Here is a 17968-nt window from a genome sequence, read left to right as displayed (position 1 = left end):
TACGATATGAATGGACTGATTATGGCGGGCCAGCTTTTGCTGGGTTTATCAATACTAGTAATCTTACACGAGTTAGGACATTTTTTGGCGGCGCGTGCCTTTGGAATAAAAGTAGAGAAGTTCTACCTTTTCTTCGATGCCTGGGGAGTGAAGCTGGTAAGCTTTAAAGTAGGCGAAACTGAGTACGGAATTGGCTGGTTGCCTTTAGGGGGCTATGTCAAGATTTCGGGGATGATAGACGAATCTATGGATACCGAGCAAATGGCTTTACCGGCAGAGCCCTGGGAGTTCCGTTCAAAACCGGCCTGGCAACGTTTAATCGTTATGTTGGGCGGTATTATTGTCAATATCATTGTGGGTATCCTCATTTTCTGGATGATTACCTTTAAATATGGCGAAAACTATACACCAAACGACCAGTTGACAAACGGCGTCTCGCCGGGTGTTATTGGCAAAGGCATTGGTTTGCAGAACGGAGATAAGATTTTGGCCATTAACGGACAAAAAGTAGTTCGTTTCGAAGAACTGATGAGTTCGAAAGTGTTATTGGGGAGCCCTAAGCTCACCATCGCCAGAAACGGTCAGGCTATGGATTATAAAGTGCCCGAAACCATATTGGATAGCATTAGCAAATACGGTGGCATTGGACAGTTTGCCACACCAAGGTTAGTGGTGAAAAATATCGATACCGTATTCAATCCAGAGGGCAATAAGGTTCGTCCAAAGGGACTGATCGATTGGATCAAAAACCTTTTTGGCAAATATAAACAGGTGCAATATTCAACTGCCGCCTTTACGGTAGGCCTTCAAAAAGGCGATAGCATTATATCGGTTAATCATAAAGAGCTTCGTTTTGCCGACCAGATTATTGGCGAAGTAAAAGCTTCGGCAGGAAAAATAATCAACATACAAGTAGCCAGAAAAGGAAAGGTGTTGGATTTTAACCCAACTGTTGCCAAAGACGGAACGATAGGAATGGGCTTTGCCTTTGCCAAATTGCCAACAAAGCATGTAGACTTCGGCTTTTTGGAATCTTTCTCTGTAGGAACCAACAAAGCGTGGACAACCTTTTCTGATAATGCCAAAGGCATTTGGAAAATGATTACCGGCAAAGTAAGCGCGCGTAACATCAGCAGCCCGATTGGCATTGCACAGGTTTATGGAAGCGATTTCGACTGGGAAAACTTCTGGCGCTTAACCGGTCTTATTTCTATTGCGTTAGCTTTTATGAACTTGTTGCCAATTCCGGCATTGGACGGTGGCCACGTAGTGTTCCTCATCATCGAAATGATTAAAGGCAAGCCGTTGAGTGATAAATTTATGGAACGTGCCCAGATTGTAGGTTTCGTAATCCTGCTCAGCCTGATGGTTTTTGCCTTCGGTAACGATATACTCAAACTGTTTGGCAAATAATACGATCTAGAGGCTTGAGCAACTATCTTAAGCCTCTAGCCTTCTGCCTTAAACCTTTAGTAGCCTTTAGTCTTTGCTCTTTAGTCATTAGGCTTAAACCCTCAACCCATGGATTACTTCGAATTTTACGAGTTGCCTATCAGCTTTAATCCCGACCAGCAATTGGTGAGGCAGAAGTTTTATGAACTGAGCAAGAAATACCATCCCGATTTTTATATCAACGAAGATCAGGCCAAGCAGGACGAGGTTTTAGAACTTTCTACGTTAAACAACAAAGCTTTTCAGGTCTTGAAAGACCCGCAAAAAAGACTGCATTATATTTTAAGTCTAAAAGGCCAATTGCAGGAGGGAGAGAATTACGTGTTGCCCCAAAGTTTCTTAATGGAAATGATGGATGTAAACGAAGCTTTGATGGAACTGGAATTTGAACCTGATGCCAGTAAGCTGGAAGAAGTAAAAACACAGATTGCGCAAATAGAGCAGGCACTCCATCAAGAGCTCGAAACCTTAACAACTGAATTCGATCAGCAGCAAGGCGACGAAGGAGCAAAGCTTAAAGCCATCAAGGATTTGTATTACCGCAATAAATACTTGCAGCGCTTAGCCGAAAGCCTGGCTAAGTTCGGCTAGTAAAATTTTACGTTGCATCTGATCACTTTCCTTATTTTATCGATAATTTTGATCAAATGCTGTCTTATCAACATCAGGTTTTTATCGAAGTGGCCAAGCACCTGAGCTTTACCAAGGCCAGCGAAGCGCTTTTTATCAGCCAGCCTGCAATCAGCAAGCATATCCATAACCTCGAGGCGCATTACAAAACACCCCTGTTCGAACGCAAAAAAGGGGCGGTAACACTTACTTTGGCCGGCCAGATCTTGCAACTGCACCTGCAAACCGCTGCTTCTTTGGCCCAACAGATCGAATTTGATATCGGCAGTATTTATAACGAGCAACTGCTCAAAGGCGAATTGAAACTCGGCGCCAGTACCACCATTGCCCTTTACATTATTCCTGCAGTGCTTTCGGCATTTAGGAAACAGAACGAAGCCGTGAAAATGAGCTTGCTCAACCGCAATTCGGAAAACGTAATGGCTGCCTTGCTCAACCACGAAATCGATTTGGCCATTGTAGAAGGCAAGGATAAAATGGCCAACGTACATAGTCAGTATTTCTTGGCAGAGCAGGTGGTTGCGGTATGCGCCAGTGGCAGTCACTTGGCCAAGCAACAGCATTATCAGCTCGATGAACTCAAGCATATGCCACTTTCTTTGCGCGAACGCGGTTCGGGTACTTTAACGGCAATTGGTCAGGCATTGGCCCAACATGGGCTTAAAACCAGCGATTTAAACGTATGCATGCGTTTGGGCGGTACTGAAGCGCTTAAGAATTTTATTCTGGCCGATGACAGCTTAGGCTTTTTGCCCTTAAAGGCAGTAGCCAAAGAACTGGAAAGGGGAGAACTGGTGCAACTGTATATCGATGGATTGAACATTGAAAGGCATTTCTATTTTGTGCAGCGCTTGGGCGACGAGAACAACGGCATGAACAAGGCTTTCATCAGGTTTGCCAAAGGACATTATAACTTTTAGTTATACATCATCCCCAAACGGTATTGGCAAGCAATTTTCAAGCGAACTAATTTAGGGGTATGAAAACGAATGTTTCGCTTGCCGCGCCCATGGCTACCACCTATTCCTATCAGTTAAAATGCAGTACTTGCGAGGCTGTTTATGACCAAAGACAACTGCAAACCTTTTGCGCACTTTGTGGCCAATCGCCTATCAGCGTAAAATTTGAATTGGGTACTAGTTTGCCCCAACACCTGATTGATTTCGAAGAACGTTCGATGTGGCGCTACGCCGGTGTATTGCCCTTAAAGAATAAATTGAATAGGGTAAGTTTAGGCGAAGGCTGGACACCCATTTTGCAACTCGATACCTTGGCCAGCCGCTTGGGCATGCACAGTCTGTTGCTCAAAGACGAATCGTTGAACCCTACAGGCTCTTTTAAAGCCCGTGGCTTAAGTATGGCCGTATCCAAGGCCAAAGAGCTCGGTGTTGAAGCCTGCATTGTTCCTACGGCAGGAAATGCAGGTGGCGCGCTCAGTGCCTATTGTGCAAAGGCTGGTCTGCAAGCCACTGTGGTTATGCCAAGCCATACACCCGAGGCCTTTAAAAAAGAATGCCTTGCTTTTGGGGCCGAATTGATTTTGGTTGAGGGTTTGATCAATGATTGCGCACAAAAAGTAGCCATGCTGAAAAAAGAGCGGCCTTATTTTGATGTTTCGACCATGAAAGAGCCCTATCGCCTGGAAGGGAAAAAGACCTTGGGCTACGAATTGGCCGAGCAATTGGATTGGAGCCTGCCCGATGTAATTCTTTATCCGGCAGGAGGGGGAACCGGATTGATTGGAATTTGGAAAGCTTTCGAAGAAATGAAAAGCATGGGCTGGATCAAGGAATTTCCAACCCGAATGATTGCTGTACAGGCCACCAATTGTCAACCCTTGGTGGCTACTTTTTCAGGCCTGCAAAGCAGTTCGTCCAATTATCAAGGCAAAGCCACCATCGCAAACGGTTTAGCCGTGCCACGTCCCTTTGCCGAAAGGATGATGCTCGATGTGCTAGCGCAGTCTGGCGGAACAGCCTTAGCCGTTAGCGAAGATGAAATCATAGCCAGTGTAAAAGAAATGGCCAAGGCCGAAGGGCTGTTGGTGGCACCGGAGGGCGCTGCTTTGTTGGCCGCCTTAAAACGCCTGCTAAAAAACGGACAAATCGAAGCCCACCAAAAAGTAATGTTGCTCAATACCGGTTCTGGCTATAAATACCTGGATAATTTTGATTTTTAAAGGTTAAAGGATTGTCAAAAAGGAAAATCGAGCCGTTTGCTCAGCCCCGAATGGTTACTTTTGAGGCATACCCTTAAATTTATGACTTCTTTACACATTTTCAGAAAAGTGGCTGTGGCCGAAGGAATTTCGTACCTCTTGCTGCTGTTTATTGCCATGCCTTTAAAATACCTGGCCGATATGCCTTTGGCGGTTAAATATACCGGCTGGGCCCATGGTTTGTTATTTGTGGGCTATGCCGCTTGCCTGGTGATGGCTTGGCAAGAAACCAAATGGAAATTTAGCAAGGCCGCACTTATTTTTGTAGCTTCCTTATTGCCTTTTGCACCATTCTTTGTAGATAAAAAATTAAAAGACGAAGAACCGCAAGCCAATTAATGAAACCCCTGATCGAATTTGTAAAAATAGATGGTTCGGCAACGGAAGAATTGGTAGTCATAAGCACCGAAACTTTTGTTGAAACCTTTGCACCGACCAATTCGACCGAGAGCATGGCGCAATATGTGGCCCAAAACCTTACCGTAGCCAAGCTTCGTCAAGAATTGGAATGCGCCGATTCTGCATTTTACTTGCTGAAAGTAGATTCGGAATTAGCAGGTTATCTCAAGCTCAATTTCAACGAGGCGCAAAGCGACGTAAAAGATGCGAATGCTATTGAGATAGAGCGTATTTATGTGAAGCAAGCTTTTCAAGGGCAGAAACTAGGTCTTTTCCTGATAAACAAGGCCATCGAAATAGCCAAATTCGAGGATAAGCGCTACGTGTGGCTGGGCGTGTGGGAGCATAACCACAAAGCCATCAGTTTTTATCAGCGGATAGGTTTTGTGCAGTTTGATAGCCATGAGTTTAAGCTCGGCGAAGAAATTCAGCTAGACCTGATGATGAAACTGGAGCTCAAGGAAGGGTAGAAGGTAAGAGGGAGGAAGGTAGAGAGGTGAAGGTGGCTGATCAATTACGATGGCCGAGATTTCTATCCCGGCCATGAATATCGCTTTTTACCAAATGCTTAGCCCAAAATTCCTTCCAGTTTATTAAACATCTTGATCCAGCTTTGGTAAGCGCCTGTGGCTTTGGCCTGTGCCTCTGGAATGGTTTGATGCAAAGTAAGCTTGGTTTGCTCGCCAATGGCTTCGAAAGTTACCGTGGTTATGGTTTCTTTAGGCCAGTCTTCGGGTTTTCCGGCAGCAAGGGCTTCTACAGAACTGCCTTGCTCATCGGTTAAGATCATGGTAAAAACAAGTTTCTCGGGAAAAATCACCTCTTCGTAGGTTCCTTTGATCCAGCAATCGCCATGTACCGGGTCGTGTACGCAAGAGTGGAATTCGCCATTTTTACTAGCATCAAGTGTCTTAAACTCAATGGTGCAACCATCGGGTGCGTACCAGTTGACCAATAATTTTGGGTCTGTCCATGCCTTAAACACCAATTCTCTCGGTGCATTGAAAAGGTGACTAATCAGCACTTCCTTTTCTTCTGTTTTACTTTGTTCCATTTTCTTTTTGGTTTTCTTTTAATTCGGTTAGGTAAGTATCCAATGCCTCAAAACGGCCAACCCAATGTTTTTTGTACTGATCAACCCAGCTGGCCACTTCGTTTAGCTTGCCTAATTGTGCCTCGCAAAAACGCTCTCGACCCTGTTGCCTCATGGTAACCAAGCCACATTCGGTTAAAATTTGGATATGCTTTGATACCGCTTGCCTGCTGATGTCGAAAGTTTCGGCAACTTCATTAAGCGATAAGGGGGCCTGCGCTATCCTGTGGATGATCTCCCTGCGGGTAGGATCGGCAATGGCCTGAAAAACATCTCTTCGTGTAATCATGTTATGCAACTATATGGTTGCAAATATAAATGCAATCATTTGATTGCGCAAATTTATTTTCAAATAATCGAAAAAGAGAGGATTTAGCTGTCTTGTTGCCGACTGAATAAAAGTCTATTCCTTTGAAGGAAACCAATTAGATGTCTTAAAAGAAGTAAGGTAAGCAGGTTTGGCAGTAAACCTAATCCAAATGAAAGGATAGCTTCTGCTCCTGGCGAAAGTTGTTCTTGATGTGCTATCACCAGCAAAGCATCGAAGCCTTTAGCTGGATGAAAGAGGGCGTTGCTGATGTTCCATCCCAAATGGAGGCCTAGTGGTAGCCAAATGGTTTTTGATTGGGTAAAGGCATAAGCCCATGCATAGCCGGCTAAACCTGTAATCAAGAGGATATAGAGCTGTTGCACCAAACTGAAAGAAATAGCGCCATAGCTTAGCCAATGATAAGCACCAAAGGCAATGGCCGAAATCAGGCAGGCTGTTTTGGTTTTGAGCTTCTTTAAAATCAGGTAGAACACAATTCCCCTAAAAAGCAATTCTTCGGTTAACACAGATTTGAGCATGTATTGACTAATCGAGAGCAGTTGGGTGTAGGAGAAGCTTGAATTTGTTTGCCACATTATTGATTTGAACATGGTAGCTATGCCGATATTGAGTAGACACAAGGCCGACATTAATAATAGGCCCATTATAAAATAGGCCATCCTTTTGCCTGTTGGAACCATGCCCAGCAGATCTTTCCAGCTTTTGTACAAGAAAAAAGTAATGCCGATGGTCAATGCTAATAAAATGAAAATGCCAATCATGAATAGATTTTGTTTGGAAGTCGGGTTTTGGCCTAAAACTAATATCTTTAATTGGTAGAAACTTGCGCCACTTGCAAATGGCGTAGCAATGGCGTTGCCAAATATGGAGTACGATAAAAACAAAATAGCCGATGCCGTAAAAGCAGGTAGGCTAAATAAAGGTTGGAGCCAGCAGGAGCTTGCCGAGAATTCGGGGATAGCTTTGCGCTCCGTTCAAAGGATCGAAGGTGCCGAAGTACAAGCCAGGCTTTATACGCTTAGGGTCTTGGGCAGCACGCTCAACCTAGAGCTCGACCAATTGATAAGGCCAGTTGAGCCAAGCCAAAGAAAAAGCACAACTTCACGTTTCAATTTTGTACAACGGCTAATTTTATCGGTTGCACTTTTCGTCGTCTTGTTGCTGGCCACTCTCGCTTTTGTGGCGCAAAGCACCAGGTTTCCAGAAACCAGTTTTGAAGTGTTGGTTTTGGTGCTGATTCTTTTAATGTGTTATACGCTGTTTTTGTTGCTGATTTGGAAAGGTCATGCTAAAGCGACAGGCCGTCACTATCGCTAGTTAGCACCTCGCTCATGTAATTGAAAAAAGGGCGCATGTTGCTGAAGGTAAGGCTGGCCTGTTGCAAAAAACTATCGTCCAGTACTTCTTGGTCGGTAAATTTTCTGACCAATAAAAACTGCTTGTAGCGCAACAAATCGATGGCCGAATTCTCTGCATCGTAGCCTTTTGGAGCGGTTTTTAGTTGTTCGCCACGCAATTCGCCGAAAGTCTGTACAAAGGTTGGGTCGCTTAAAATCTTTCTTAACGGTGCATCGTCAAAAGCAATATCTTCCCTGATCCGTTTCAAATCATCGGTTGCTGGTCCCCAAAAGCCACCCGCAATCAGGCTGTTGCCTGGCTCGATATGAAAATAATAACCGCCTCTGCGATATTTGGTGGCCCGTTTAAAACTGCCACTCCAATGTGTTTTATAAGGGGTTTTGTCGGTCGAAAAACGGGTGTCGCGGTAAATCCGGTATAAGCTCTTTTTGCCAGAAACGGTTTCGATCAGGTCGTGGGTATTCAGCTCGGCTAACAACCTGTCGGCAAAATTTTCTATCACGGCCAGTTCCTTCAAATAGCTCTCCTTGTTGGCTTGGAACCAATCTCTGTCGTTGTTCTTTTTGAGCGTGTTTAGAAATTTGAAGCTCGAGGGTTGAATTTGCGCTTTCGACATCTTTTTATAATCTATTACACAAATATACCGCTAACAAGATGCAAAAATAGAAGTGTCCTCTAATTTGTATGTCTTTTTTGTCATGGCTCCCCATCGGCTTAAAATTAATTACTGATTTTGTTCACCGCCAAATCGTCGAAATAAATATAGCTGGTTTAGCTCGAGCCCAAACGGTTACATCTTTGCCAGCCCTAAAGTTGTGAAAAGACAATTTCTTGATCAGCCTTTGCGCATCGTTGCCAAAATCAGGATGGATACGCTTCAGATTTTTATGGCATTTGGAAACAAAAAAGCCCTCGAATGGAGGGCTTTTGAATAGGTTTGGAAAGTTTATGCTTAATTGCTTGGGCTTAGAATAGCCGTAAAGCCGCCGCCTTGAGCCATCTTAACTGGCAATACGCTAGTAGCATCCACTTGTTTTTGAGTGATTTTATAATCTTCGGCCATTTTATTGGCATTGATGCCATCTTCTAGCAATTCGATGCTGAATTTTCCTTTGCCCAAAAAGTCGAGCTTAAAATCCTGGGCAAAAGTATTCCAGTTGGTGATGCCACCCAAATACCATTTGTTGCCGAGTTTTCTGGCCACAACTACTGCTTTTCCCGCATCGGCATAAAGCACTTTGGTGTCGTCCCAGATAGAAGGGAATTGTGCCAGGTAGCGCGTATATTTTTCGTCTTGCTGATAGTTTGATGGGTTATCGGCCAGCATTTGCAGGGGACTTTCGAACAAAACGTATAAAGCCGTTTGGTGCGCACGGGTGCCCATGCTCATGGGTTGGCTGTACACGGCATTAAAATTAGCCTTAATGGCATTGCGCATGGCACCTGGCGTGTAATCCATCGGACCGGCCATCATCCTTGTAAAAGGCAACAAGGCATCATGCTCGGGCGTAACGGTGGCTTCCCATTTGTTGTTTTCCAGCCCATGCACGCCTTCGTATGAAATGACGTTAGGGTAGGTGCGGTGCAATCCGGTTGGTTTATAAGCGCCATGAAAATCGACCATGAGGTTTCTTTTGGCACAGGCTTCGGCGGTACGTGTGTAAAAATTAACCATGTATTGCTCGGCCCTGGTCATAAAATCGACCTTGATGCCTTTGATGCCCCAGTTTTTGTAGAGGTCTAAAACTTCGTCCATTTTTTCGTTCAGCGGATTCCACAATACCCAAAGCAACACGCCTACGTTTTTCTTTTTGCCATAGGCCACCAATTCCGGAATATCGATGTTGGGGTTGGAGTGGAGGATATCCTGTGTGTTTTTGGTCCAGCCTTCATCGAGCATAATGTATTCGAGGCCGTATTTCGAAGCAAAGTCGATATAATATTTATAGGTTTCGGTGTTGATGCCCGATTTAAAGTCGACACCATAAATGTTGTTGTCGTTCCACCAGTCCCAGGCTACCTTGCCCGGTTTGATCCAGCTGGCATCCTTGATTTTTGATGGAGTGGCCAATTGGTAAACCAAGGTGTTGGTAAGGAGGCCCGCATCGTTGTCGTTGATCATCCAAAGTCGCCAAGGAAAGGCTCTTGTGCCATTGGTTTCGGCAATGTAATCGGCTTCCTTTAAGATTTTGATGCTGCGGTCGCCCACTTTTTGCTGTTCTAAAATCACATGCGGAAAAACACCGGTTATATTTTCTTTTTTCTTGATGAAAAGATTGGGATAATCGAAAAGATCTGATTCGGTAAAAACGATTTTGGCCCCGTTTTTTGCCGTAAAATAAGTAGGCAGTCCAACCTGCGCGCTGTCAATAGCCGTATATTTTTGCGGTTTAAAAGAGTATTCGAAATGAGAGAGAAACAAATTGGCATGTTTTGATCCTTCAAAAGGCCAAATGGTATTCTGGGCATCGTTTACCTGAAAGGCAATGTTTTCGTTGTTTACAAAAACCTTGTCGTTTTTAAGGCTGGTTACAAAACGATAGGCCACGCCATTATTGTAGGCCCTGAAAATAATGCTGTAATTGCCTTTAAACACCAATTCAAGCTGATTGTATTCGTCGGTAATGGTTTTGAATTTTACCGGCACCTCAACATTGATGCTGGTATTGGCCTTGGTTCTGATTTCCCTGGCTACTTTGGGGTCTTGGCCCAAAACGCCCAAATCTTTAAGCGCTAAGGCGATTTGCTCGGTGGTTAAGATTGGGCTTCCTTGGTTAAATACCACGAAGGAAATGCGTTTGTCGCAACTGATTTTGATTTTGTTGTTCCCGCTAGGAGAACTGAGTTCGTAATCTTTGGCAAATACGGGCTTGATGAGGAATAACATCAAGGCAAAAAGGATAGATTTTTTCATTTTGGGTAGGATGTAAGAGATTTTAATAGGTTTTGTTGCGTAAGTTAGGTCGAAATATCAAAATAATGAAAAGAATAGGTGCTTTTTTATGTAGAAAGTCCTGTAATTTTTGGATTGGTAAGTTTTTGGGGGGAGTAGCTGGGCTTGTTCTCTTGGAAAAGCAGGCTAAAGGGCCATTGCAGTTTCGGCTTCTTTGTCTAATGGACAGTTGATGACCATTTTAAAGCCTTTGCCCGGGCTTGTTTCGAGGGTATAAACGGCATCAACCATTTGCAGGCGGCTCACAATATTTTGCATGCCTATACCTTTTCTTTCGTTTAAAATAGCCACGTCAAAGCCTTTTCCATCGTCGGTGTAGCCGATTTGGAGCGTGGTATCGCTAGGTTTGAACGAAAGGTTGATGTGGGTGGCCTCGGCGTGTTTGAGCGAATTGGCAATGAGTTGGGTAATGACCCTGAACAGAGCCAGTTCTGTTCTTTCGGCCAAGAGCCTTTCTTCAACATAAGGGTCGTGCTCAATTTCGATGTCGATTTTGCCGGTATTGTTGATGAGCGATACAAAGGCTTCTATGGTGGTGTACAAACCAAACATGGCCAATCCGGGAGGAGAAAGGTCGTGCGAGATGTGGCGTACATCTTTGATCATTTTGTCGATCAGTTCCTTAACGGGCAGGATATTGTCTTCGCTAATGAGGCCCTGTTGCTTAAGGGCACCCAACATCAGCTTCATAGCCGATAAGGTGCCCCCAATTTCATCGTGCAGGTCTTGTCCAATGCGTTTGCGTTCCGATTCCTGCGATTCGATAACGGCATTGAGCAATTGCTTTTGTTGCTGGATTTCAGTTTCCTGAAATTGTTTGCGCTGTTGCCAGATTACGTTCTGGTTGCGGATGTACAGCACCAGAAAAAACGTAACGATGACCAAAACGCCAATTACGCTGTAAAAAATGAGGATATACAGGTTATCGCCCATGGCCAGCTAACCTAAAGCCCCTTGCCCAAACTACATACATCAGCAATACCAGTGCGGCATGAACATTCCATACAATGGTATTCATGGCTACGTTTTTACTGGCCAGCATGTAGTTGGAAAGGATAAAAATGATAAAAGCAGCGGGGAAATAGATTAAAATCCCCGCATTAAACCAGCTTGTTGACTGTTTTGTCCAATCTTCGGCAAACCCACTTTTATAGAGATACAACAAACAAAAGAAGGTAATCAATATCGCTTCTAAAGGTCTTGTATAGGTATTAAAAGTAAATAAGCTCTGCAAAAAACTGAAATTGAGTATACAGAGGATCGGAAATAGGACCATAATCAGGCCAATGGCTTTTTTGATGAATGGTTCTTTAAAGATCAGCTGAAAATAACCCAATAAAAACGCAGCCTCCATAATGGTATACAAATGCAGCAAAGGCAGGTTAGGCATGCCGTACAAGCTTAAAATAATGGCTACCAGGTTGATAAGGCCTGCGGTAATCAGGTAAAAAAACAACAATCGTTCTTCTTTTTTTGCAGTTTTGTACCTCGGCACAAATACCAAAAGCGGTATTAAGATGCTTCCCGGAACGATGATCGTATAAAACAGGTACTTGAATGAGATCATGGAAGGTCGTACAATGGGCTCTTAACGTCGCATTCGGTAGGACATGGTTTGGTAAAGTCGTAGATCTCGGTGTCGTCAACGCCGCCTAGTTTGTCGGGGTTAACCACCACGTCGTTTCCTTGTAAATCAACAGGTACGATAAGCGCGGTAATGTCGTCTGGCAATTCTTGGTCGCTGGCTTTAACGGCAAAATAGGCACGAACACCCCTTAGCTTATTGGTAATGTTTCCTTCCTCGTCAACCGTTTCGTATTGCTTAATAATCGCCAAAAGATCGTCGATCGGAATCAAGATGGCGCAAGGCAGGTTTTCTTGAGGAACATAGGCCGATAATTGTTTTCTGTAACGTTCAATCCTAAGTTGAGCGTCGCGCAGGGGAATGGTTGGGGTGTTAATTGTAGAATTCATAATTTAACTGAGCTTTAAATAAATTAATTTCCCCGAAATTAAAAAAAATAAGGGTTTTGAGTAATTTTTTTCTACTTTCAGCCTAAAATTTCCGACAATGAATATTAATGTTGCCATAGCCGACGATCAGAAGCTTTTTAGGAAAGGAATGGCCGCGCTAATCGGCTCTTTTGCCCAAATGAGCATGCTTTTTGAGGCCGAAAATGGGAGGGAGCTATTGGAGCTTTGCGAACAGGCAACGGTTAAGCCGGATATCATTGTACTTGATCTTTCGATGCCCGAATTGAATGGTCTGGAAACCTTAAAAATCCTAAAGGAAAAATATCCGAGCATCAGGGTCATTATCCTCACCGTACACGAGGCCGAAAATTTCATCTTGGCCACTATACAAGCCGGTGCCAACGGCTATTTGGCCAAAAATGCCGAGCCCGAAGAAGTAGAGCAGGCCATTAGGGAAGTTTTTAAAAACGATTTCTATTTTACCCTACCCATGCTCGAAATTATGCGCAAAGGCGTAGTCAGAAAGGCACAAGTAGTGAGTTTAGAGCAGGAAAACAAGCTCACTGGTCGCGAAACCGAAGTGCTGGGCCTGATTTGCAAGCAACTGAGCAGCAGCGAAATTGCTGAAAGACTTTTCTTGAGCAACCGTACGGTAGAGGGGCACCGCAACAATCTTTTGCTCAAAACGGGCAGCCGCAATACCGCCGGATTGGTGCTTTATGCCCTCAAACATCACCTCATTGACCTGGAGGATTTTTTTAGTTAGTTTTTATTGTTTAATTGCTTCTATTGTTGCCATTGTTGAATGGTTAAATTGTGGTTATTGTTGAATAGTTAACTGCCAATTGCCAACTGAGAATTGATAAATTGTTTCATTGTTGTTGAATAATCAACTGCAAACTGTCAACTGCCAGCTGAATCCTCCTCTAGGTAAAAACACCTGTTTGTTCCGTAAATCTACCCAATTGGCCTTTTGGGCAAAACCACGCTAGAATTTTTTCCAAAAAAGCGCTCACTTAGCATTGCAATGCTACTCCAAACGTTTGCCGTTTTACCTGGTTCAAAAACAGCGAGTTGCCCAAAGCAGACAATTGTATAAGTTAAATATTCGACCAAAATGAACAATTCAGACAAAATTAAAGCCATACAGCTCAAAGCTGGCCTTAAGGTAGATGGCATTGTTAGCCTTAAAACTTGGATTGGTATTTATGATCTATTGTTTGAAGCGCTACCCACAGAAACAGGTCAGGCGGCATTGATTAAGGCGATACAACAAAAACTACAAATAGAAGCCGAGGGCAAACCGAGTGCAAAAACGTTGGATAGGGCTTATGTAGCAATTTTTGGTAGCGAAGCCAACACCGATAGCCTAGAAGAGTACCAATATGAGGTGGCTCAAGAGCAGCAGGAAGATTTGTACAATGAAACCATTTTGAAGAAAATGCCGAAAGAGGTGGTTCCGTTTGCCAAAGAATTGATCCACATTGCGGCGGATGAGGGCATTTGCCTCCGATTGATCAATTCATTAAAGGTGGAGGATCAAAATAAAGCCAAAGAAAGAAAGCATCAGCTATCGCGACATATTTTTATCGATGCGCAGAGCAATTTTTCGAGCTGCAATTTCGGCCTCGCCTTTGATATCGGCATTTTTGAAAGAAACACGACCGGCGAACTCATTTTTAAAGACCAATCGCCATTGTATGCCAAGGTAGCGCAACTGGGCGAATCGATTGGATTAACCTGCGCCTCATCCAATAAAAACAGCACTGCGGTTCCGCATTTCGAATTAAGGCCTGCTTGGGCGGTAAGAATGAAAGAAAGCGAAATGATCAAAGAACTGTACCGAAGAAAAAAAGAGAACATCAACCTGTTAGCCTTTATTTAATCGAAAATAGAATTATCCTTAATAGCTCTCCTAGATTTTAACACACAACAATAGGTTAAAGTCTTAAAAAAGCAAGGCCCCCGATGGATGTTGGGGGCCTCTGTTATGTTGTGCCTTCGAGTAATTGTTTAAGTACGATGGCTTGGTTGTGGGCTTCGTCTTTAGCGCCATACAGCAGGGTAATGGTTTGATGTGCCTCGGCCAGCTCTTTGAGCTCTTGTAGGGCTTCGTTGTTTTGAAGTTCTGCCCGATAGCGCAATACAAACATGGGCCAGTTGCTTTCCTCGTGGTGAAACCATTTCCTCAATTCGTTGGAAGGAGCAACAGCCTTGAGCCAAAGTGCAATTTGGGCATCTTCTTTTTTGAGGCCACGGGGCCAGAGCCGGTCTACCAAAACACGATAGCCATCGGCTGTGCTTGGGGCTTCATAAATTCTTTTGGTTTTGATGTTCATATTTCATCGTGTATAGCGCCGAGTTCGGCCAGGTAATGATCAATGTATTGTTGCTTGGCTGGATATTTATATTGCATGATGAATCTTGGGTGTGCCAAGGCAACCAGTTTCTTGAAAAATCCATGTTTTTGGTTAAGTTTACTTAGGTATTGTTCGTTTTTTCCGGTCCCGAGGCAAAAACACAAATCGGTATTGATGCCTAGCGAAATCAATCGATGCAATATTTCAACCGTATAATCGCCTACGGCATCTAAAAGTGCCTTGCTGTCGTAATAATTGTAGTTTTTTTCTTTGCCTTGTGCATCAACTGAAGTAAAACCCAAAGGGCAGGGCGAATTGATGTAAAAATCGCCATAAAAGGCCGTTGGACCGCCATAGGCATTGATCATTTCGTACATGAATACCGAGGAAGGTTCGTGCGTAATGCGTCCGGTGTAGCCGATGTGGAGTTCGCTGGCCAACCTTTTAGGGTCGGTAAAAGGAATACCGGTTAAACCAGCACCCAACCTGCTGGGATTAATGCCCAAAATCAAATGTCTTTGTCGATTATCGTTATAATACTTATGGTAAAAAGATTCCATAATGCCCATGGTCTGTTCAAATTCGAGAAAGGGATTCATGATCCTGATTCCTTTGGGCAATGCCTTGCCGGTATAGCTGAGGTTGCGGTTAAAATTGATGGCTTTTTCGGCAAAGGTCATAGATTAAACTATTTATCGGGTTAACGGGACTTAAATTTAAAGATAAAATCAGCGTAAATGAAAAAGCCCTCCGTTTAGAGGGCTTTTGGTTAGTTTTCAATGCGGTGATCTCTTGGCAAGGTTTGTCCAGACCAGGCTTTTTGTGATGTCCATGGTGCTGGCGGATCTGCCCAGAATTTATTGTCGGCAGGCAGGCCCAAGGCTAAAAAGCCCAAGCTAGCCATGTACAAGCTTCCGGTAGAGGTATACACATCAGCTACTTCTGGCTGATGTCCGTTAAAGCCCAGTACCAACCAGCCGTCTTTGTCGAAATTTTGGTTGCCTTCGTACATTAGGTGAAATACTTTGGTCAATGCGCATCGAACCTGGCTCGGGTTTACGCCTTCGGGCAGTTTCTCCATCAGCGCTGTTTGTGCCAATGCCTGGAAAGCTGCGGTGCGGTAGGTAATTGATCGGCCAAAGGCAGGAAAGGTACCATCGGGTGCAATACTTCTTTCCAGGAAGCTGGCATACCTCGCCATGCGGTCAACCGCTCGGTTGTAATCGTTGGCGCTAGCCCTTTTCTTTTCCACCATGCTTTTGAGCAGGTCGACCATCATCGGGTGGATTACAAACGAATTGTAGTAATCCATGCTGAAAGAGGAGCCATCGCTGTACCAGCCATCGCCTTCGTACCACTCGTTTAGCTTGTTGATGCCAAAACGGAGCCTTGCCGGATCGTATTGCTCGCCAATATTCCATAAAAAGCCTTCGGTAATGGCGGCAAACAACAACCAATTGTTATAGGCGCCGGTTCTTGTCCGTAGTGATTTAAACTCTTCAATGTATCTTTTTTGCGTGGTTGGGTCTAACTGTTGCCAAAGCATTTTGGGCGCGCGTAAAAACGCCTGTGCCACATAGGCGGCATCTACAATGGGTTGGGCTTCGGTTCTGAAGTTCAGGTAATCGGGATTTTGGGGGTCAACCGCATTTTTGAGTGCGGTTAAGGTTTCGGTCCTGAAGGCTTTTCTTAGTTTGCCTTCCTCACTATCATCGTCTGGCAGTTCGAGCCAAGGTGCAATCCCGGCCAATGTACGGCCTAAGGCCTCAGTATAGGTAACAGCCTTGAGGTTGAGGTTGTAGTTGTTGCCTTTTTCTAAGGGCATGTTGGCTTTTAAGGTGCCGTTGGCCAGGTTATGGATAACCGGATACGAGATTTTATAAAGGCTTTTTACCCAAAAGGCACGGTCTTGTGCACCGGTGGTTTCTTTTATTTTGCCTTTTTGCGCCCAAGCAGGCACTGCAAGGACGAGCAGCATCAGGTAAAGTGTATATTTCTTCATTCGCTAAATTTTATAAGTACCATTTTTTATACCTGGCCAAGGCCTCTAAAAAGTAATAGTCGGCGTAAACCAAAGGAACATCTATTTCGCTGTTCAAAGGCAGTGCGCCGGTGCTGTGCATGAGTAGGAAACCGCCATTTTCGCCCAATTTGGCACGGTAGGCATCGCTAGCCAACGAACGCAGCATGGTTTCGGCTGCTTTTTTGTATTCGGCCTTGTCTTTAGTGCTGTATTGGCCAAGCTCTAACAATGCCGAGGCGATGAGAGCACCTGCCGATGCATCGCGTTTGGCATAAGGAATTAAGCCCGCATCAAAATCCCAGTAAGGAATTTTATCGGCCGGCAAATTAGGATGGTTCAATATAAAATGTGCAATGCCATTGGCCTGTTTCAAATAAGCAGGGTTTTTGGTAAAGCGGTACATCATGGTGTAGCCATAAAGGGCCCAACCTTGGCCACGTGCCCAAGCCGAGCAGTTGGCCGCGCCTTGCCAAGTTGCCTTTTTAAGCACCTTGCCATTGCTTGGGTTGTAATCGATGACGTGATAAGAGCTGAAATCTGGCCTGAAATGATTTTTTAAAGTGGTGTTGGCATGTTTGATGGCGATTTGCTTATACTTCGGATCGCCACCGTTATCGCTGGCCCAGCTCAACATTTCCAAATTCATCATGTTGTCTATGATAACCGGGCATTGCCAGTACTTGTTTTTGTCCCAGCTTTGGATGGCGCCGATAGCCGGACGGAAACGTGTAGCCAACGATTGTGCCGAACGCTCGATAATGGCTTTGTAAGCCGGATCCTTGGTTAAGCGGTAGGCATTGCCGAAACTACAGAACATCATAAAGCCCAAGTCGTGGTTGCCCGTAAAAGTTTGGTTTGGCTCTAATAGCTTGAGCGCTTTTTCTGCATTTTTTTTGGTTTCCTCATCTTGGGTCTGTTCATAAATGTACCAAAGCGAGCCACTGTAAAAACCGCTGCACCACCATTGAACCCCATACCCGATAAATTTTTTGTTCTGGGCATCGTAGCTTTGTGGCGTTAGTCCTGGCGGAATATTCTTATCCATTACTTTGTACTGCTGCTTGGCAAAGTTGAATTGTTCTTCGATCAGCTGTTTCATTTCGGTTTGCGCAAAACCGAAGGTGGAGAGGAGAAGCAGAAAGGCGATTAAAATTGGTTTCTTCATTTAAAGGTAGT

General features: G+C 44.3%; 21 protein-coding genes. 9 read left to right on the top strand and 12 right to left on the bottom strand.

All coding sequences use genetic code 11. The features are described 5' to 3' along the window. Nucleotides 1–6 precede the first annotated feature (6 nt). The 6 genes from rseP to VRU48_RS07270 all read left to right on the top strand — a co-directional run bounded on the left by rseP (nucleotide 7) and on the right by VRU48_RS07270 (nucleotide 5169). Nucleotides 7–1413: an RIP metalloprotease RseP gene (gene rseP / locus VRU48_RS07295; RefSeq protein WP_330107263.1), complete on the top strand. Its 1407-nt coding sequence runs from the start codon at nucleotides 7–9 to the stop codon at nucleotides 1411–1413. A gap of 108 nt (nucleotides 1414–1521) precedes the next feature. After that, nucleotides 1522–2043, top strand: coding sequence for a Fe-S protein assembly co-chaperone HscB (gene hscB / locus VRU48_RS07290; RefSeq protein WP_330107262.1), 522 nt, complete (start codon nucleotides 1522–1524; stop codon nucleotides 2041–2043). Between the two features lie 56 nt (nucleotides 2044–2099). Beyond that, nucleotides 2100–3002 (top strand): LysR family transcriptional regulator, encoded by a 903-nt coding sequence (locus VRU48_RS07285; RefSeq protein WP_330107261.1) that lies wholly within the window; start codon nucleotides 2100–2102, stop codon nucleotides 3000–3002. 59 nt (nucleotides 3003–3061) lie between these two features. Then, the gene (locus VRU48_RS07280) at nucleotides 3062–4261 is read left to right on the top strand and encodes a threonine synthase (protein ID WP_330107260.1); all 1200 of its coding nucleotides are present in this window, start codon (nucleotides 3062–3064) and stop codon (nucleotides 4259–4261) included. An 81-nt stretch (nucleotides 4262–4342) separates the two neighbouring features. Then, on the top strand, nucleotides 4343–4639 hold the full coding sequence (locus VRU48_RS07275; protein WP_330107259.1) for a DUF3817 domain-containing protein: 297 nt from the start codon (nucleotides 4343–4345) through the stop codon (nucleotides 4637–4639). Continuing rightward, nucleotides 4639–5169 carry a GNAT family N-acetyltransferase gene (locus tag VRU48_RS07270; protein WP_330107258.1) on the top strand — a complete coding sequence of 177 codons (531 nt, stop codon included), beginning with the start codon at nucleotides 4639–4641 and terminating at the stop codon, nucleotides 5167–5169. Before VRU48_RS07275 ends, VRU48_RS07270 begins: the two co-directional genes overlap by 1 nt. Nucleotides 5170–5267: 98 nt before the next feature. On the opposite strand, the gene VRU48_RS07265 is transcribed toward VRU48_RS07270, so the two are convergent. The 3 genes from VRU48_RS07265 to VRU48_RS07255 form a co-directional block, all read right to left on the bottom strand. Continuing rightward, the gene (locus VRU48_RS07265) at nucleotides 5268–5753 is read right to left on the bottom strand and encodes an SRPBCC family protein (protein WP_330107257.1); all 486 of its coding nucleotides are present in this window, start codon (nucleotides 5751–5753) and stop codon (nucleotides 5268–5270) included. Next, nucleotides 5740–6081 carry an ArsR/SmtB family transcription factor gene (locus tag VRU48_RS07260; protein WP_330107256.1) on the bottom strand — a complete coding sequence of 114 codons (342 nt, stop codon included), beginning with the start codon at nucleotides 6079–6081 and terminating at the stop codon, nucleotides 5740–5742. The genes VRU48_RS07265 and VRU48_RS07260 overlap by 14 nt, the downstream gene beginning before the upstream one ends. An 83-nt stretch (nucleotides 6082–6164) precedes the next feature. Continuing rightward, on the bottom strand, nucleotides 6165–6884 hold the full coding sequence (locus VRU48_RS07255; RefSeq protein ID WP_330107255.1) for a CPBP family intramembrane glutamic endopeptidase: 720 nt from the start codon (nucleotides 6882–6884) through the stop codon (nucleotides 6165–6167). Between the two features lie 103 nt (nucleotides 6885–6987). Between VRU48_RS07255 and VRU48_RS07250 the strand changes: the two genes are divergently transcribed. After that, complete coding sequence (locus VRU48_RS07250) at nucleotides 6988–7440, top strand: helix-turn-helix domain-containing protein (RefSeq protein ID WP_330107254.1); 453 nt, start codon at nucleotides 6988–6990, stop codon at nucleotides 7438–7440. Here the strand turns inward: VRU48_RS07250 and VRU48_RS07245 are convergent. The 5 genes from VRU48_RS07245 to VRU48_RS07225 all read right to left on the bottom strand — a co-directional run bounded on the left by VRU48_RS07245 (nucleotide 7412) and on the right by VRU48_RS07225 (nucleotide 12409). Next, nucleotides 7412–8098 carry a DUF2461 domain-containing protein gene (locus tag VRU48_RS07245; protein ID WP_330107253.1) on the bottom strand — a complete coding sequence of 229 codons (687 nt, stop codon included), beginning with the start codon at nucleotides 8096–8098 and terminating at the stop codon, nucleotides 7412–7414. The genes VRU48_RS07250 and VRU48_RS07245 overlap by 29 nt on opposite strands. A 336-nt stretch (nucleotides 8099–8434) precedes the next feature. Then, on the bottom strand, nucleotides 8435–10396 hold the full coding sequence (locus VRU48_RS07240; RefSeq protein WP_330107252.1) for a glycoside hydrolase family 97 protein: 1962 nt from the start codon (nucleotides 10394–10396) through the stop codon (nucleotides 8435–8437). Between the two features lie 165 nt (nucleotides 10397–10561). Next, complete coding sequence (locus VRU48_RS07235) at nucleotides 10562–11368, bottom strand: sensor histidine kinase (protein WP_330107251.1); 807 nt, start codon at nucleotides 11366–11368, stop codon at nucleotides 10562–10564. Further along, a complete protein-coding gene (locus VRU48_RS07230) occupies nucleotides 11358–12002 on the bottom strand; it encodes a hypothetical protein (protein WP_330107250.1) in 645 nt (214 codons plus the stop codon). Before VRU48_RS07230 ends, VRU48_RS07235 begins: the two co-directional genes overlap by 11 nt. Next, nucleotides 11999–12409: a hypothetical protein gene (locus VRU48_RS07225; RefSeq protein WP_330107249.1), complete on the bottom strand. Its 411-nt coding sequence runs from the start codon at nucleotides 12407–12409 to the stop codon at nucleotides 11999–12001. Before VRU48_RS07225 ends, VRU48_RS07230 begins: the two co-directional genes overlap by 4 nt. 97 nt (nucleotides 12410–12506) lie before the next feature. Between VRU48_RS07225 and VRU48_RS07220 the strand changes: the two genes are divergently transcribed. Both VRU48_RS07220 and VRU48_RS07215 read left to right on the top strand, forming a co-directional pair. Further along, the gene (locus VRU48_RS07220; RefSeq protein WP_330107248.1) at nucleotides 12507–13175 is read left to right on the top strand and encodes a response regulator transcription factor; all 669 of its coding nucleotides are present in this window, start codon (nucleotides 12507–12509) and stop codon (nucleotides 13173–13175) included. A gap of 351 nt (nucleotides 13176–13526) precedes the next feature. After that, nucleotides 13527–14294 carry a hypothetical protein gene (locus VRU48_RS07215; protein WP_330107247.1) on the top strand — a complete coding sequence of 256 codons (768 nt, stop codon included), beginning with the start codon at nucleotides 13527–13529 and terminating at the stop codon, nucleotides 14292–14294. A gap of 103 nt (nucleotides 14295–14397) precedes the next feature. Here VRU48_RS07215 and VRU48_RS07210 read toward each other — a convergent pair whose 3' ends face one another. The 4 genes from VRU48_RS07210 to VRU48_RS07195 form a co-directional block, all read right to left on the bottom strand. Then, nucleotides 14398–14748 (bottom strand): DUF488 domain-containing protein, encoded by a 351-nt coding sequence (locus VRU48_RS07210; RefSeq protein ID WP_330107246.1) that lies wholly within the window; start codon nucleotides 14746–14748, stop codon nucleotides 14398–14400. Further along, nucleotides 14745–15449, bottom strand: a complete 705-nt coding sequence (locus VRU48_RS07205; protein WP_330107245.1) for an SMUG2 DNA glycosylase family protein — start codon at nucleotides 15447–15449, stop codon at nucleotides 14745–14747. Before VRU48_RS07205 ends, VRU48_RS07210 begins: the two co-directional genes overlap by 4 nt. Nucleotides 15450–15538: 89 nt before the next feature. Continuing rightward, nucleotides 15539–16771: a DUF2264 domain-containing protein gene (locus VRU48_RS07200; protein ID WP_330107244.1), complete on the bottom strand. Its 1233-nt coding sequence runs from the start codon at nucleotides 16769–16771 to the stop codon at nucleotides 15539–15541. Between the two features lie 10 nt (nucleotides 16772–16781). Next, nucleotides 16782–17957 (bottom strand): glycoside hydrolase family 88 protein, encoded by a 1176-nt coding sequence (locus VRU48_RS07195; RefSeq protein ID WP_330107243.1) that lies wholly within the window; start codon nucleotides 17955–17957, stop codon nucleotides 16782–16784. Nucleotides 17958–17968: the final 11 nt, after the last annotated feature.

It is taken from the genome of Pedobacter albus, assembly GCF_036324255.1.
Taxonomy (GTDB): Bacteria; Bacteroidota; Bacteroidia; order Sphingobacteriales; family Sphingobacteriaceae; genus Pedobacter; species Pedobacter albus.
This window is presented reverse-complemented; position numbering and strand designations above follow the sequence as displayed.